The 14,988-nt window shown below is 39.6% G+C and carries 8 protein-coding genes; all 8 read left to right on the forward strand.

Annotated elements, in window-relative coordinates; genetic code table 11:
* Positions 1-152 precede the first annotated feature (152 nt).
* The 8 genes from ACJJI4_RS07765 (at position 153) to ACJJI4_RS07800 (ending at position 14,721) form a co-directional block, all read left to right on the forward strand.
* Positions 153-566: a hypothetical protein gene (locus ACJJI4_RS07765; RefSeq protein ID WP_444927636.1), complete on the forward strand. Its 414-nt coding sequence runs from the start codon at positions 153-155 to the stop codon at positions 564-566.
* 17 nt (positions 567-583) lie between these two features.
* Positions 584-796, forward strand: a complete 213-nt coding sequence (locus ACJJI4_RS07770; protein WP_444927637.1) for a hypothetical protein — start codon at positions 584-586, stop codon at positions 794-796.
* A gap of 774 nt (positions 797-1,570) precedes the next feature.
* A complete protein-coding gene (locus tag ACJJI4_RS07775) occupies positions 1,571-1,921 on the forward strand; it encodes a hypothetical protein (protein WP_444927638.1) in 351 nt (116 codons plus the stop codon).
* Positions 1,922-2,865: 944 nt separating this feature from the next.
* Positions 2,866-3,462 carry a hypothetical protein gene (locus ACJJI4_RS07780; protein ID WP_413665585.1) on the forward strand — a complete coding sequence of 199 codons (597 nt, stop codon included), beginning with the start codon at positions 2,866-2,868 and terminating at the stop codon, positions 3,460-3,462.
* A 971-nt stretch (positions 3,463-4,433) separates the two neighbouring features.
* The gene (locus ACJJI4_RS07785) at positions 4,434-5,255 is read left to right on the forward strand and encodes a hypothetical protein (RefSeq protein ID WP_444927639.1); all 822 of its coding nucleotides are present in this window, start codon (positions 4,434-4,436) and stop codon (positions 5,253-5,255) included.
* A gap of 1,223 nt (positions 5,256-6,478) precedes the next feature.
* A complete protein-coding gene (locus ACJJI4_RS07790) occupies positions 6,479-7,576 on the forward strand; it encodes a Kelch repeat-containing protein (protein WP_444927640.1) in 1,098 nt (365 codons plus the stop codon).
* 857 nt (positions 7,577-8,433) lie between these two features.
* Positions 8,434-10,941: an NACHT domain-containing protein gene (locus ACJJI4_RS07795; protein WP_444927641.1), complete on the forward strand. Its 2,508-nt coding sequence runs from the start codon at positions 8,434-8,436 to the stop codon at positions 10,939-10,941.
* A gap of 768 nt (positions 10,942-11,709) precedes the next feature.
* A complete protein-coding gene (locus tag ACJJI4_RS07800; RefSeq protein WP_444927642.1) occupies positions 11,710-14,721 on the forward strand; it encodes an RNA-directed DNA polymerase in 3,012 nt (1,003 codons plus the stop codon).
* Positions 14,722-14,988 lie beyond the last annotated feature (267 nt).

Below are 14,988 nucleotides of genomic sequence, written 5' to 3' on the forward strand. Positions count from 1 at the left end.
GCTGTGGCTCGTCGTTAAGCATTGACGTAATATCGCTTATCAACATGGGATTGAAACTTATGGAGTGAGTCAATGAATCTCAATGTTTTGAGCTTTACACGGGATGATGCCTAGGGCATGCAAAACTAAACAAGCGTGCCAATCAAGTCTATATGAAGAGATTTGATGTGGATGTGGTGCTTAGGAAAGGGAAGCTTGATAATCCGCAAATTGATAGGGTTAGGTATCGTGAGGACCATCGGCCAATGATGGTGAAAAACAAGAGAGCGGGCGAAGAGAGGCCCAAACGAAACGATATCGTAACCTATCGGATGCCAGGCTCTTCAGAGCCGTATATTTTGGCTAAATCGGGTGGGGTATCACTTTTTGATGGCATCAGTAACAAAGTTCCATTTAGAGAGGGAAAGGATGCTTGGTGGATAATTAACAAAGATGCGAGATTGGAACCAGGATTGTTTATTGTAATAGATATGTTTCCCGATGCAGAAGGCAATACCCACTACTCGATTGAAGCGAAAATCGATATGCCTGTTTCTGAGTATTTTGAAAAGCTTGCCGCCTTATAAAAATATATGAGAGTTAAGTGATGTATTACAGCTACAAAGATTTGAACTACATACGAGAGGCCCTTGCTTACTACGAAGAAAAATTGTGTGATGTTGATATTAACGAATGTGATGATGAAGAAGCTGAAGAGCTTCAAGAAGATATTCTGTACATGGGACGTTTGAGGGCGCTGACCGAAAGAATGATTGACGAGTGGGAGAATAAGGGCCCCACTTTAACCTCAGTCTAAAGGTCAGGACATAAAGTAAAAAGGTTAAAGTAGTTAAGGCCTCCCTTATGTAGGGAGGACGTATTGAGATAATTATTTAAACAAATATAGGTACAGGTTGCATCTGCCCTCAATTGCCTAACCAGGTTTTTATTTTATGAAGAGATTTATACTCCTGGCATGCAAGCTTCTATTGATAACTGCTGTATTTATACTGCTGCTGTTAGTGTCATTTATAACTACTACGCTATTGGTGCAAGGAGATCAACACCCAGAAAGCTGGGTGATAAATGTCTATGATATTTCCGCCATGGCAATAGTAATTGCCCTATACATTGCTGTAATGGCGTATACGTTCAGGAGATTTCTTAATGCAGAAAATCACTTCAGGAAGTAGAAATATAGTGGTGTGATTAGCTTTCGCTGTGTGTCCAAAAAATGTGCTTGGGGAACTTGCTCTGAGCACTCAGTTGTCTAATTTTTGTTCACTTTGGTGCAAATATAGATCTCTTCTCAGTGGGCGGGGAGGGAATTGAGGGAGTGGGTGCCTATCTTTATTTGATTGCCTTTCACTTTCAGCACTGTAAGTGAGACCTAGGTGCCTATCCGCAGTTTTCGCCGGTTCGATGCCCTAGGATCAATATATTTATTTCATGCTGATACTCAAGCCGTAGGTGGGCATTCCTTGGCAGGGAAGCGTGGGGTAAGCTGGGAAGCGAACTACTTACTGACCTGGGAGATTCCATCACTCCAATTGCTGACAAATGGGGCAATTTTACAGCTTGGTTTGAAGATATGGATGATGAGTCAGATATTGACCCATATCCTGATATTTTTGTGTGGACAGATCGTGTTTTAGTAATGAATGAAAAATCCAGAGAGGTATTAAATAACCTTTTGGAAAAAATTGGTGAGTTCTTACCTTTTGCTACTCCAAAAGGTCGTTACTTTGCGTATATCCCTCACCTAGTGGTTCATGCCAAAGAGGAAGAAAGTAAGCGGGAAGTAAGAAACGGGATAGAAATGGAATCAAAGTCCATTGTTTTTTCTCATGAGGAAGTTGGTACAAAGGCTATTTTCAAAACAGCTTTTAATAATTTTACCTGTGCTTTTTGTGCAGATACCCTTAAAAAGTCTATTCAATAAAATGATCTTACTGGCGTGCGGTTTGAAAATCGCTTAGCCTAACTCTTGAGGGGCTCATTTTATTAATTAAGGGACCCCGCGATTCTCAAGGTTAATAGGCCCTATGGTGGCAGGGCCCCAGTCATCTTTTCCTATCAAAATACACGAAGGTCTTCTCCCTGTGAATGAGATGAGATTTGGGTATTGTAGATACCACGCTTTACATGGTTGCCGGTTACGTCCAGTAATGCAACAGAGACATTTGTACCGATTTTAATGCTCTCACCTTTAGGAAGCTCTAAGATCATAATTTTTTAGTGCCAATACTTAAGGTTGTGGCTGGGCATTCCCTGCTTCAGAAGTTACAGGTAGAACGGAGTAGAGTGTGAATGGCACAGGCGCTAAGTTCCTATAGTTTGAGGAATCACTACAAGTGGTTGAATTCACAAAGCTTTTACAGTTTTGTGTTATTTTGCTTACTAGGCCACAACAATATTGCACGGTGCTTTATTTTAAGAGTTTCTAAAATTGGTTTTTAAATAATGATTTACTGGCGGACGCACCGGGTATTATGCTCCATAATAACGACCTAAAGAACCATCAATATCTATATTCAGGGAGGACCGTAGAAATTGAACATGATATCAGAAAGGATTTGGTCACTAAGAACGTTAGACTGGAACAGGGTTCGTCGAAAACGACTGATCAATGTTAAACGCAACAGTGTCTCTTCTAAAGGAAAGTTTAATTTAGGTACTAGCGTTAGAAAGGGGCCAACCCCACAGCTATTTTTTCTTGGTTTCTATACAGAGAGCGGGATAATCCAATACTAAACAGATCCTTCCAAGACTTCCGTGTACAAGTATCTCCTTGCTCGATGTTAATACAGGGGGTCGGTATGCTCGGTTGCTAGCTTGGAATCTCATAGTAACTTTTAAATAAACACTCTCATTAGGGGAACATTCATGAAGCTACCAACACTTATTTTCTCTTTGGCCCTGGGTTCTATCGTGAGCGGATGTGCGTCTAATCAGCATATCTACTCATCAGACGGTAAATGTCTTACCTGCTGGAATAATCCGGTTACTGGCGACCCCATCAATCACGATGGAAATACTCGCCAGCAACAAGCTGCACAGGAATCCCAGATGGAGCAGACAAGCACTACCGACAATACTGCGGTGAATACATCTGCCAATAAGCCTACTAATCATAAAATCGCATTTACCGTGCCTGTGAATGTGGACGTGGTGTTCATGAAAATTAAAAGAGAATTTGAATACCAATCAACCAGTGAAATCCAGCAAGAATTCGGTAGCTTGGCAAGTACAAAGATGCAAAATTTTGAGTATCACTACGATATTATGCCATCTATGTATTATCACATGAGGGATACTCGTATGCATAACGGTGTGATTACAGTAATTGATTTTAGGGTCGAAAAGGTCGCTGATAAGGAAAGCTCTATAGAAATTACTTACTGGCCACAAGCCAAGTCAGTTAATGCCATTCAGTTCGGGGAATCTCTGAAAGATCGTACACGAAAGGCATTAAATATCTAATGGAAGGAAAGGGACACCAATCTGTTTTTATATTGTCTGAATGGCCTTTTTCCAGAGCGCTGCCGGAGAGTCTAATAGGCAAGATGAGAAGAAGGGTGAGAATAGTGAGTACACCCCTGAGTAAATTATGAATCCTCTGATGGTCTATTTTGTTCATTGGGTTTTGAGGATTAAAGGGAGGAGGTAACTGATATACGTTAGTCTAAGCAGATTGTATTAACGCTAGCAATGTATAGAACTCAGCTGATCGTCCCAGTTAGAGTCGATTTTTGGCTTATAGAAGAGCGGGGGAACCTTTCTTATACATGTTAAGATAGCTTTGAAATAGCGACGTATCTATCTTAGAGTTGTTGTGTCCTTATGGGCGCGATTACCATGAGCAAAAGCTGGATGCTAGGATGGGAGATTCTCCTCCTATTAAGAATCTATTTTCAAAGCCCTCTATTCTTTAATTTTTTCTATTTTGAGATCCACGTAGATTTTTTCATTGTAGTGGCAAGGGAGTCCGGGAATGGATACCTATCTTTACTCGATCACCTTTCACTTCCAGTGGTTTTACCAGAATATGTGCCCAAATAAGTGGGCTCTCATGTATTTGGTGCTTTAGGACGAGCGTGTTTGTTTTCTGCTGATGCCAATGACGTGGGAGAGTATTCCTTGCTGATGATGGTTAAAAAGATGATGTTTATTGGACGAGGGTTCTATTTTACGGGTCTCCCTTCTTGTAGGAGCTTTAGGAGTGATGCTACGCAGGTGAGGAGCGTCCATAGTGGTGCTGAATAGGGAGGGTGCTAGTCTTCTGAGTTGGAATTCCATTATAGCTTGTTGAACTTATATGTTTTTTTATATTTTAAATGTTGATTTCCGTGTCTGTCTTCTGCTGCCATCCTAGTCAATCTATTTAGCGGGTGTCCAGGATGGTTTTTTGGTAGTAACTTAATGACTGAATGTATATAAGGGATAATGTAAATATGAAATACAAAGGAAGTTTTGTAATTCTGGTTTTAATGTTGTGTGCGTCACAAAATTTTGCTGCTGAAAATTTATTTGAAATTGATCGAAAATTTAATGCAGGTGTTTCTCTTTTTTCAGATCTTGACAAATGGTTGTCTAATGTTGATGGCGTTTCGTTAGATGTGAGGGATAATTACGTTACTTATAGTGTAAATATTCAATATTATACCAAGCAAGGGTTTTGGGATGTACATCCTAGACCCTATTTTCACGAGGAGAAAGATAGCAAGAAGGCGTTCAAACATCTGTGCAAAAAGCATGGTGGCATAGATGTGACCGCAGTTGAATATGTAGATAAAAGATATAGGTTTCCATATAAGAAGTATTATCAGTTTTTCAGGAGCCGCTATCAAGCATCTTCAATTAGAAAGCCTTTCTATGAAGCATGTGAAGTCAATGGTCAGCATGTAATATTCCAGTTTGGATATTATAAAGTTGATAATATTTTTTGGGTTAAGGTAATTGATAATGAATCATATATGGCTAATAGGAAGGCGGACTTTGAAGGATGGCAGAAAGCAATGGCTTCTGCTAGAAAACAAAAAATGGAAGAGGAATTGAAAGAAAAAGCTAGAATTAGAAAAATGGAAGAGAATTATCAGAAAAAGGTTGCCTTGGATAGGGTCAAGAGGGCAGCTGGGTTTAGGAGAAGTTTAGAAGTTGGAGACATGACAAGTATAGGAATGGTAGTAGACATTAGGAAGCCGATTGCAAAAATACAACTGCAATCTAACGGCGATGAACGTTGGTACAAAATTGATGAGCTTTATCCAGAGTAAGTTGATTGACAATCTTAAGGAATATTGTCTTGATGAAAGGATGATTAGTCTTTTTGAGGGCAAAGACGTTATGAGCAAAACCTGGTTATTCACGCGAGCATTAGTAGAAAGTAAAAGTGAGCTCTGCGTGTACTTAATAATTGGTGTGGCGTCGATTTTAGGTATGCCGCTTGTTCGCTCTAATTTACGTTGCCTTTTATCTTCTGTCGGGAGGTGATTTGTTGTAGTTGTGGAAAGGGTTTTATAAGTATGCCGTTCTCGACCTCGAAGATGACTAACTAACAATAGTGTCGCTATGGAGCCTCTTTTCTAAGAGAATCTGCTCTCAACGCTTTTCTTTACCTACTTTTCGATATAAATAAAGGTCTCTTTACGACGGGTTGAGCAAGATTTGGGGGCGCGAGCACACATCTTTTCTTGATTGCTTCTCACTTCCAGTACAGCAACTAGGACGTTTGTTCTAGTTTGAAGGCTTTAGCTGGATTGGTGCTTTACGGTCAACCTATTTGCTTCCTAGTGGCAATCAACCCGTGGGTAGGTATTCCTTGGTAGGGGAGTTTGGTAAGTAATGCTTTTCGAGAAGGGAGTGGCCGCAGTGGTGCAGAATAGGGAAGGGTGGGGGCTAGTCTTCCTGAGTTGGTATTTCACTATAACCTGTTGAATTTAAATTATTTTTGTAGGACCAATGTCAATTTTCTAGTCTGGCTTCTGCTATGCTACTCGCCACTCTATTTGATGGGTGTTCAGAGTTGTTGCGGTGGGCGGGGAGGGAATTGAGGGAGTCTTTATTTGATAGCCTTTCACTTTCAGTACTGTAAGTGAGGCCTAAGTGCCTATCTGCAGTTTTCGCCAGTTCGGCGCTCTAGGGTTAACATATTTATTTCATACTGACACTCAAGACGTAGGTGGGTATTCCTTGGCAGGGAAGCATAGTGGGTGAGTGGGGTTGGATGCAGAATAAGGAAAGGCTAGTGTCGGGTTCTCAGAGTTTGGGGGCTCGCACCAATCTCTTGAACACACATCTCGTTCGTGACGTCCATATTAATTAGGTAAGTTGGCCTCTAGTGTTTTGATTAACCCTCCTATTCAAACACCTTTTTTGGCGGGTTATACTTTTGTTTGGTGGGTGTCCAGGATTACTGCACACTACGAACTCCACCGAATAGTTCACGCTTTGTAGGGCCATCTGCAGATCATGGCTTTAGAATATTGAGTTAGGGTTCATGGAAAAAGAAGTAGATCCAAAAATATATGGTGTAACAACAGCTTTATTTAATGAATGGCGTTCACCTCGATTGGGTGATAATAATCCTCAAAGGGTGCGCTCAAATGTTTGGGAGTGGCTTTTTCATTCAAGGCTCAGCGGTTATGCGTCGACTAAAAAAATGAATGGTCCTTCGCCATTTGATGAAGGCCCAACTTGGAGTTTTGATCGATTTGGGCAATCGATAAATAAGTTACCTGATGGTCGCATTGTATACATAGGTGGTGAGCATGAGGATCATTATGATCCTGACTTTTACATTTATAACGATGTTGTCGTTGAAACGCCCGAAGGTAGAGTTGAGTTCTATTGTTACAGGAATACAGATTTTCCGCCAACAGACTTTCATTCTGCCACCCTAGTTGACGAAAAAATTTTCATCATAGGCAATCTTGGCTATCCTGCAGAAAGAAGGCTTAACGATACCCAAGTGTATGTCCTCGATATAAATAATTTTAAGATTAATAAAGTTGAAACCTTAGGTGAATCTCCGGGTTGGATTCATCAGCATAATGCTGTTCTCAGCTTAGATAAAAAATCGATTACCATTACTAATGGATTAATTGATCGGGGTGATGAGTATTCTTTACGTGAGAATATAGACGACTGGAGGCTGAATTTAGAGAATTCAACGTGGGAACGACTTACGGAAAGAAAATGGCCTCGATGGGAATTACGTAGAGAGGATAAGTCGAATAATCATATCTACGACATCAGGCAGGCATTGTGGAGCTACGAAGCCAAGTGGCAAGATAGTTATGACAAAGCGATGCAGCAACTTGAAAGTGAAATGGGTTTTAAGGTTGATGTTAGGCTAGTTAAAAACCTTTACGAATTTGATATTGAGCATGAGCCTATTGAGAGGGATGAGGAAGAATACAATGTCTATTGGCTCTATGTTGAGGGTGTAAGAATTCGGTTTATCGAAGAATGGCATTGTATACAGGTAGTGATTGAAGGGAGTATTCCAGATACAAAATTGCTATCAATTAAAGAACAGCTGATATCTAAATTAACTCATTTAGAAAAAGCGTATTGGATATTGGAAGAATGCTAAGTCTTAATAAAATCACATACAGGTGGAAAAATAGCAAAGTTAGAGAACCTCTGAACTACTACAGCTGAAAGGCTGCCGACTATATTTACCTTTTTATGTAGCTCTTTACGCTCGTATAATCATAAAAAAGCGCATATAGCGGGCCGCTCAGAGCCTGGTGTTAATGTGATAATGTCATATCAGATATGTTATCGAATCCAACTGAGGCTCCTAGTTTTGCTTTGAGTTCTGGCTTGCGTTCGCATGAAGCCTCCATCCAGGTAGAAGCTGAGCAGTGCATTGGTGCGATGACTAATACATATCTCCGCCCAAAAGGTTGGCTACTGCAGAAGTGATAGCACAGGTGGTAGTCTCAATCCGTGGAGAGCCTTTCCTCAACGCCTTCCATTACTTAGTTTTTGTTCATTTTTAGCGCACATAAATCCCGTTCGCGATGAATGGGAAGGGATTTAGGGGGGGCGTGGATGCCCGGGTTTCTTGATTGCTTTTCAGTTTCAGTACAGTAGCTGGTACATTTGTATCAGTGTGTAGGCTTTCGCCAGCACGGAGCTTCAGGGTCAACTTATTTACTTTCTAGTCGTATTCAACCCGTGGGTGGGTACCTCTTGGTGGGCGAGCTTGGCAGATGGGAAGCGGCTGTAGTGGTACAGGATGGGTGCTTGTCTTTCTGAGTTGGTGATTTACGATAAGTTGTTGAAGTTAAAATATTTTTATAGTTTCAATGCCTATTTTCTCATCTGGCTTCTACTGCTCTGCTTGCCATTCTATTTGATGGGTGTCCACAATTATTGGCTCTTTGGGCTCTAGCCGAATTATGGGACAATAGGTTATCAATTCAACAGTTAAGAGCTATGTCAGTGGATAAGACTATTAATACCACGGAAAAAGGTAATGAGCTAAGGGACGCTGTTTTTAGTGTTATAAAAACTGCTCAAAAATTGAACTGTGCAATTGAAAAGAGTGTTGCAGGCAAGATTGTCGATGTTTACTACGAAGAGCCTGACCGATTACAGCGAAGTGTGATCAAATATGGTGTCGAGTGTAAGCGCTATGGAAAAGCTCTGGGTCGGGCTGACTATGACAGCATCATAGGAACCTATTTTTCTCCTCTTAGCTCTAATGCAATAGACCACTTGATTATTATTACAGACCTGCCACCTACACCGGGGGTTCTTGATACGATCGAAAATAATCGTCAAGTGGTTCACAAAACCTTTGATGAATTCAGCTCTTTGATAATGGATTTTTCACAGTACCTCATGTCAGTTGTGAGCATGTACAACAATGAAGGGCTGTGTGATTATTACGTTCCCATTAAGGATATAGAGGGGAACGATATCGAGAATACAATTAATAATTGGGTATTAACCGAGGATTGTTCTCCAATAGCCATACTTGCGGGATATGGCATGGGAAAAACCAGTTTCGCAACTATGCTTGCATCCAAATTTGCTCGTCGGTGTCTCAACGGAGAGACATCGCGAATACCAATTTATCTGAAGCTAGGGGATATTTTCAATGAGCAGGGAATTGAGGGGTTAGTCTGTAAATACTTTGCATCACAATATAATGTTAGTGGATTTACCTACCCTTTATTTCTTGAGTTTAATCGATTAGGACGATTTCTTATTATCCTTGATGGCTTTGATGAAATGAAACATGCGATGTCTTTCAGTGCATTTAGATCAAATATAAGGGAGTTCAACAAACTGGTTGTTAACCAGTCAAAGGTTGTTATCCTAGGGCGACCGAATGCCTTTACATCTGAAAATGAAAGAGCCAGTGTGTTACATGGCATCAAGTATATTGGGGATCAAGAAGTCAAAGATGCAGAGATGAGGGACTATTGTGAAATCGAAGTAGGTCTTTTTACAGAGGAGCAGTTAAATGATTTCATACCAAAATTTATCAGATATTCAGCAGGCCAGACGCCTATAAATTCCTACGATTTCATTAGCAAAGATTTTTGTGATCAAAGGATAAACGAGCTGCTGGATGAAAAGCACCGTGAGCTTATCTCACGCCCAGTGCATGCCAGAATGTTAACACTTATAGCACTTGCCACAACGGAAGCACTATCGAGCTTTACTACTTATCACCTATACGAAACTTTTTACGAGCGAATATTAGAACGAGAAGATTCCCGACCAGCAAGAAATAAAATAAGCAAAGATGAGAGAAAGGAGTTTATAACCAAGCTTTCTTGGGAACGCTGGATTAAGGGTGGTGACAGAGGGTTTTCTTTTGAGGATGTTGAAACATTAAACTTTCAGTTAAAAGCTCCAGAAGCGCCTAAAAGAGACATCCTTCGGGATTTAATTATTGGAAGTATTATCGAGCCTAAAGGCGATAATTTCTTTTATTTTGCCCACCGATCTTTTCAGGAGTTTCTCGTCTCCCAACATATATTAAGCCTTGAGTGGGGAGCCAATTCAATTTCTGACATTGATAGAGCATTAGGGCAAAATGTCATTGATTTTATTGAAGAAAGCGGTCAGAAAAGACAATTCATAGAACACCTTTTGGAGCAAATATGCTCTTTTACGGGAGAAATTAACTCCTCTTTTTATAGGTTTATTAGAGCGGAAACGTTTAAGCCAGATTTTGATATCGGCTTTTCATTGATAAAGCCATCTAGCCATGATACTTGCCATAGCCCGTGGCACGCAATTCTTGCCTTTTCTTCTCCCGATACGATAGGTTTAAGGGGGTTTGAGTCCGCTTTAGTAAATTTTTACGACTCTACGACCGATAGCAATATAAAACTTGCTATATTCATAGGAATGTTGATCAAAGCTCTAGGAATGAACTCTGGAGTTGACAAACAAGCTTTTCTTTTGATTGACCTATTCCATTGGCAGGTTTTTAAAATAATAAGTAAGTGTAAAATTCATAAAGGAACAATACGAGATTTTGCTGTAGAAAACGATTTAGATCGCACCCTATTAACCTCTTTTTTAAAGAGCGCTAGTGTCGAATTCACTACAAAAGGAGAAGTATCTAATGTGAAGCTTGATTTAGCTAACTTACTGACTTTACTTCTAGATGCTACTAGAGGAAATTTTTATATTTCTAATATTGAAGCTGTTTATAATAGCACCGGCAACCCATCGGTTAAGCTTCCTGTACTTAAGATAGGCGAACTTCTCAGTTTCCGATATCCAGCAAGAAATGAGCGAGACTCCGAAGAAGTAAATCAGCTTAATTTCCAACTTAGACGCGATAAGAAAAAGATACAGCAGTTTTGGCGAGCCAATCCAACGGCAAGTACTCTTGTTCCAGTTAAAGTGCGCGCCGAAAATGCTAAAAAGCGATCAGTCCTAAAGCTAAAGAAGTCGAGAAATTCATTGGAACCCGAATATTAGATAAATACTCTACCAGCATGCGTATTCTATGTAACTGTCATACTAAGCATATGACGCAAGGTATAACTATTCTGCCAATGACCACTATAAAAGCTTTTTTCCTAGATCATTTATTGATCGGTATAGAATAACTGAGAGTCTATTGCTAGACAAAGTAGTACGTTGTTCAACCAGCCAATATAAGGTTTTGAAGATTTCAGAATAGGAGATTATTGACCAAGTTTTAATCATTCTTGGGTCCCACCTTGGTCAGTCTGATTATGTGACAGTTTATACGTTTATTTATCGGGTGTGCGAGATTTCTAGCTCTCATTTCCTTTCATTGTTTACTTATTACTCCCTTTTAACGCGCACCTAGATCTCTCTCCAATGAATGAAGAGGGATTTGGGCGCGTGGATACCTCTTTACTTGATTGGCTTTTATCTCCAGTAGTTTTACTGGAGAATAGGCTCAAGTTTTTAGGTTCTCACCAATCTGGCGTTTAAGCATCAACATACTTGCTTTCTATTGATGCCAACGTCGAGGGTGAGCATTCTTTGATGGTAAAGGTTGGTAAGCAATGTTTACCGTGTAAGCGCTCTATTTTATGGGGCTCTAGAATTGTTCGTTTAGTCGCCAGCATGGGGTGAGGATATCTAAAAACATTCATTTCTAATTAAATATCTATAGTGACAACGATCTAGGTGACCTATAAAATATATAAAGATGATAAGGGCATTAAATAAGCGATAACAGATAAAGCCTGTTAGTGTAAGGATGAAATAGTAATGAGCAAGGAAAAATTTGCACCTGAATACGTGCGAATTAAAGATCTGTATCTTGCGTATAGAAAGGCAAAGCATGAAGCCTTTTATGATAGTTTACACCCGAATGCGATTGAATTTACTGAATATGAAAAAAATTTAAAAAACAATCTTGAATATTTGCTTTCAAAATTAAACGCAAAAAACCAAGACTGGTGCCATGACATTGATTTTATAGGTGGCTATCTGTATGCTCCAAAATCTCTTGATGATTCAAAATGGTCAGGTAATGGCAATGTTCATTACCGTGCGGTAGATCCTAAGATAGACTGGATTCAGAGATTCAAAGAAAATGATAGTAAAAAACTTAGAGCAAGTTATCGATTGTTGATTAATCCAAGCATTAATTTTCAAATCATATCAGCACTTTGGATACTGAAGGTTGGACATAAGTTTGAGGAAAAACTTGATCGACGTTTGTCTTATGGGCACAGGCTTAGGCGTATATCTAAACGACAAAATTTGTTTTCCAGTCGAGAGAATAAACTTAATGAAGATAGTCTTGGGCTGTTTTCTCCTTACTTTTCGGACTACAAATCATGGAGAGAAAATGGTCTTAAATCAATGCGATCTGCAGTTGAGGCCGAAAAATCTATAACCGCAATAACAATGGATCTAACTGGATTCTATCATAACTCGAGTCCTAAGTTCCTTCTTAAGCCATCATTTCTAAAGAAGTTGGGATTGGAGATATCAAAGGATGAGAAGCTTCTCACTAAATTACTTTTAAGTAGTATTGATACCTGGTATCAAACAACACCAGATTTTTCTGATAGAGAAGCGGGTGCGCTACCAGTAGGCTTGTCGGCATCAAAAATTATTTCCAACGTTCTGTTACACCAATTTGATGAGGAAGCTAAAAGCGGCCTTGTACCTTTGTATTATGGCAGGTATGTTGATGACATTTTCATCGTTATTGAGACGCCGGCTAACGTTGAGTCTGGTCTTGATGTCCTGCGCTGGTTATCAAATTCTATTCCATGTTTGAAAATAAAATACATTAAAAACCAGAGCCCAGAGTTGAAATTATCTTTCAATTATGCACAAGACTCTGACTTGTTCTTTAGCCCTAGTAAACAGAAGATTTTTAGCCTTTCTTCTACTCATGGTATGGATTTGGTCGATCAAATATCAGCGCAAATTCGAGAGCATTCTAGTGAGTACCGATTGCTTCCTGAGCTCCCTGAGGCGGCATCAGAAATGGCGGTTAAAGCACTACTAGCTACCCCAGATGCTTCTTTAGCTGCCGACGCATTAAGAAAAGCGGATGTCGTTTCAGTTAGAAGGCTGGGGTTTTCTTTGCTAGTTAGAGATGTGGAGGCATATTCAACCAATCTTTCAAGATCTGAATGGAGCAGCTTGCGACGAGAATTCTATGGACTTATACAAAGACATGTCCTAACCCCTAAAGGAGTATTTGAACTTTTTTCATATTACCCAAGAATTTTCAAGATAATGGTGGCAAATTATGACTTTGAGGATGCCAAATTATTTTTAGAGAATATCTTTGATTGTTTTAGTTTGATTGAGAGTACTACTGTTCATTCGAAGGGTGATAAGAAGAGGCTATTTGCGTGTAAGTCGTATTTTGAAAAGGCTATTTTGCAATCGGCGCTGCAAGCCTCTACAACTAAAAAATTTTCTGAGTGGACTAAACTTGGAAGATTATTGCGAAAACTATTTTCATTACATGGAGAGTTTACTAGGCCTAATAAAAAACCTTCGCTGTTGAAAATTAGCAATGATATTTTGCTAGCCGATTGGGGAAGTAGACCATATAAAGACTATTGGTATTATTCTCAAGATATAGATTATTCTCATAAAAATGTGCCCAGAAGCCTTGCTGTTAGGAGGGTAATAAGGTTAGGTGCTATTAAAAAATTCCGTCAATCAGCTGAGTTAAAGGTTCCGCATTGGCCAGCACTCGCGTTCCCAACTAGACCTCTTTCAATACAAGAGATAGCGCTGATTTCACCGAGTGTTCTTTCAGAGCCTTTATTATATAAATCTGCGATTAAGGGGTTAAGGGGGGCAGGCGTAGTGGGGCTTCCTGAATTGGATTCATCCAATAATGAAGATGGCCCTTGTTTAACTGTTTCGGAGAAAAACAAAGACAAGATTGTTGTTGCACTTACTAACGTAGAAACTAAGATGTCTCATTGGGAGGGGGCTGCACAAAATAAACCTGATCTTTCTCTTTCACGCTATAAAACCATATGTGTATTGGTAAACGAGATACTTAGATCGCAAATAAAACCCGATTATATTGTTTTTCCAGAGTGTTCAGTGCCTCGTAGGTGGGCGATTGGAATAGCGTCTAAATTGGCGAAGCAAGGGATCTCATTACTCTGCGGAATTGAGTACTATGAACACAAAAAACAAAAAAACTATTTAAGAAATGATTGTCTTGTCTCTTTGACTTCAAATTGGCCAGGCTATCCTAGTAATTTGATATACATGCAGCCAAAATTGCAGCCTTCTCATAACGAAAAGCAAAGTCTTGCAAGGTACAATAAGAAACAATTTCTTCCGTCAGGCGGTGTTAATAGTCTGCCAATCTATAATCATGGTGGCTATATATTTGGTGTTCTAATTTGTAGTGATTTAACAAATCCGGCTAACAGAGCTCGATATCAGGGCAAAGTTGACAGTCTTTATGTACTTGAGTGGAATAAGGATGTGAAAACATTTGGTTTTCTAGTTGAGGGCACAGCACACGATGTTCATACACATGTTGTGCAAGTAAATAATCGCGCATTCGGAGATAGTAGAATTCGAGCGCCCTATCGGGAAGAATTTAGACGAGACTCGGTTAGATTGAAAGGAGGTGTGTCTGATTACTTTGTTATGGGGGAGATCGATTATAGAGCGCTACGTAAATTTCAGCGTACGAATAAAATGACTGCGAATGATAAGAAATTTAAACCTGTTCCGATAGGTTTCAAAATGTCTCGTAAAAGGAAGCAAGGTAAGTAGTGTGCGTGGTGTATTTTTACAGTATTGCTATATATCAACTGAGTGCGTTTGTTTGTTCTTGATGGAATGTTATATCTCTAAGAGGTAAAAAGTAGCTGCTAAAATTATATAATTTACTATTTAATTCTGAACAGAAACTAGTTCGATGGTGGTCTGAATGTTTAAAGGGAGATAGAGTTTCTTTCTCTATGTATAAAATTCGTGAGCAAGTGCTGATCAAAATATATGGAGGGTACTTTACAATCCGTTGATTAGCTGATCTACGCC

This window comes from Microbulbifer maximicatervae (SeqCode), assembly GCF_052467305.1.

Excerpts from the sequence above, each read along its gene's own strand:
- ACJJI4_RS07780 (WP_413665585.1), top strand. The coding sequence starts at position 2,866 with ATGAAGCTACCAACACTTATTTTCTCTTTGGCCCTGGGTTCTATCGTG.
- ACJJI4_RS07775 (WP_444927638.1), top strand. The coding sequence starts at position 1,571 with ATGGATGATGAGTCAGATATTGACCCATATCCTGATATTTTTGTGTGG.
- ACJJI4_RS07790 (WP_444927640.1), top strand. The coding sequence starts at position 6,479 with ATGGAAAAAGAAGTAGATCCAAAAATATATGGTGTAACAACAGCTTTA.
- ACJJI4_RS07785 (WP_444927639.1), top strand. The coding sequence starts at position 4,434 with ATGAAATACAAAGGAAGTTTTGTAATTCTGGTTTTAATGTTGTGTGCG.
- ACJJI4_RS07800 (WP_444927642.1), top strand. The coding sequence starts at position 11,710 with ATGAGCAAGGAAAAATTTGCACCTGAATACGTGCGAATTAAAGATCTG.
- ACJJI4_RS07765 (WP_444927636.1), top strand. The coding sequence starts at position 153 with ATGAAGAGATTTGATGTGGATGTGGTGCTTAGGAAAGGGAAGCTTGAT.